We start from the raw sequence: 1,886 nt of genomic DNA, 5'->3' as shown, positions 1-1,886 counted from the left end.
GGGGCACATCGCGATTGTCGCGGGCTTCCAGGGCATGAGCCGCGTCACGCACGAGATCACCACGCTGGGCCGCGGCGGTTCGGACACGACGGCGGTGGCGCTGGCCGCCGCCCTTGAGGCCGACGTCTGCGAGATCTACACGGATGTCGACGGGATCTACACCGCGGACCCGCGAGTGGTCCCGTCCGCCCGGAAGATCGACCGCATCTCCAGTGAGGAGATGCTGGAACTCGCGGCCTCCGGCGCCAAGATCCTGCACCTGCGCTGCGTGGAATATGCGCGCCGCTTCGGGATGCCGCTGCACGTCCGGTCCTCATTCAGCCAGAACGAAGGCACCTGGGTCCTGCCCAGCGCCGATGACAAGATCACGATTCAAGAGGGAGTTGCCTTGGAGCAGCCAATCATCTCCGGCGTTGCACACGACCGTTCCGAAGCCAAGGTCACGGTGGTCGGCGTTCCGGACATCCCCGGCAAGGCTGCAGCCATCTTCCGGGTGATCGCCGACGCGCATTCCAACATCGACATGATCGTCCAGAACGTCTCCACCCACGGCACCGGCCGGACGGACATCTCCTTCACCCTGCCGATCGTCGAAGGGGCCGACGCCCTCGACGCCCTCCGCGCCGCCCAGGCCGAAATCGGCTTCGAAAACATCGAGTACAACGAAAAGATCGGCAAGCTGTCGCTGATCGGCGCCGGAATGCGCTCCCACCCGGGCGTCTCGGCACGGTTCTTCGCCGCGCTCTCCGAGGCCGGAATCAACATCAACATGATCTCCACCTCGGAAATCCGCATCTCGGTGGTAACCCACGCCGACCTGCTCGACGATGCAGTGCGCGCCATCCACAAGGCGTTCGACCTGGACAGCGACGACGAGGCCACAGTCTACGGCGGCACGGGCCGCTAGACGGCGGGCCGGTGGCCACCACACCGCCCGCGGACGCCACACCAAAGGGAGCAGCAAACTGCTGCTCCCTTTTCGGTTTCGCCTCCGGGCGCGGGCCGGGTCAGACCTGTTCCTTCGGGAGGTCTTCCCGGCGGACGGCGTAGTGATGCCCCTGAGAGTCCGTCTCCACCTCGAAGTCTGCGAGGTCGGTCTCCGAGGCTTGCTCATAATCATCGTGCGAGTGCACGACCGGCGAGGTGTAGTCCCCCCGCGAGGCGGGGCCAAAGAGGAACCATGCCCAGTTCGACGGGTGCAGGCGCTGCCTCAGTGCAGCCTTCCTCAGTGCGTATGCCACATTTCCACCCCCTTCCCGCTGACAGATCAGACGGAACAGACGTGGCGCGGGCCGCGCCAGTGACCCAATTTTACGCCCGACGGCGGCAAAAGGCTCGGGCGGGAGACCGGAAGACGGAGACCGGACCCTGAACGTGGGCAGSCGGGGCGATGCCGGGCTGAGGGGCCGGGCTAGCGCAGGGATTTGTCGTCGGGGTTCCGCGGCACTACGTAAGTGCTGCCGTCCGGCCGGTGGAGGGTCTCCCACTGCTGTGCCTCGGCCTCCCGCTGTGCCAGCAGCTGGCGGTTCTGCTCCGTCATCTCATGACCCAGCGAACTGCGGTTGGCAGGCCCGATGATCGCCCGCAGTTTCCCGGTCGCACGCATGAACCGCTGGGCGGCGTTCTCCTTGGCCATCGCTACCTAACTCCTTCGAAGCTGTCGTGTCACCAGTGTACGCTAATCATTAGTGCACTAACTATTACTAAGGAGGGCCAGATGCCCGACGCCGCCGGAACCGTCCCCGTGGACGAGGACCTTCTGCTGGAACATCAGCTCTGCTTCGCCCTGACCGTCGCATCCCGCAGCGTCGTGGGGGCCTACAAGCCGGTGCTCGACGCGCTCGGGCTCACCCACCCGCAGTATCTGGTGATGCTGTGCCTATGGG

3 protein-coding genes and 1 pseudogene are annotated in these 1,886 nt (G+C 65.6%); 2 read left to right on the top strand and 2 right to left on the bottom strand.

Annotated features, from left to right (window positions below):
• Positions 1–907: aspartate kinase (locus tag AB4Y86_RS17845; protein ID WP_441403490.1), on the top strand; the 907-nt coding region annotated here is incomplete at its 5' end.
• 100 nt (positions 908–1,007) lie between these two features.
• On the opposite strand, the gene AB4Y86_RS17840 is transcribed toward AB4Y86_RS17845, so the two are convergent.
• The gene (locus AB4Y86_RS17840; RefSeq protein WP_441403491.1) at positions 1,008–1,214 is read right to left on the bottom strand and encodes a hypothetical protein; all 207 of its coding nucleotides are present in this window, start codon (positions 1,212–1,214) and stop codon (positions 1,008–1,010) included.
• Positions 1,215–1,411: 197 nt separating this feature from the next.
• Complete coding sequence (locus AB4Y86_RS17835) at positions 1,412–1,636, bottom strand: hypothetical protein (RefSeq protein WP_441403489.1); 225 nt, start codon at positions 1,634–1,636, stop codon at positions 1,412–1,414.
• Between the two features lie 81 nt (positions 1,637–1,717).
• Here AB4Y86_RS17835 and AB4Y86_RS17830 point away from each other — a divergent pair.
• A pseudogene (locus AB4Y86_RS17830) lies at positions 1,718–1,886 on the top strand (MarR family transcriptional regulator); the annotation flags it as partial.

The sequence above is a fragment of the Arthrobacter sp. 2YAF22_2 genome (genome assembly GCF_052114645.1).
Taxonomy (GTDB): Bacteria; Actinomycetota; Actinomycetes; order Actinomycetales; family Micrococcaceae; genus Arthrobacter.
The sequence above is the reverse complement of the archived record's forward strand: the minus strand, read 5'-3'. Positions and strand labels throughout refer to the sequence as shown.

What these genes read in the sequence shown, in the direction of transcription:
- AB4Y86_RS17835 (WP_441403489.1), bottom strand. Translation starts at nt 1,636, where the DNA reads ATGGCCAAGGAGAACGCCGCCCAGCGGTTCATGCGTGCGACCGGGAAA.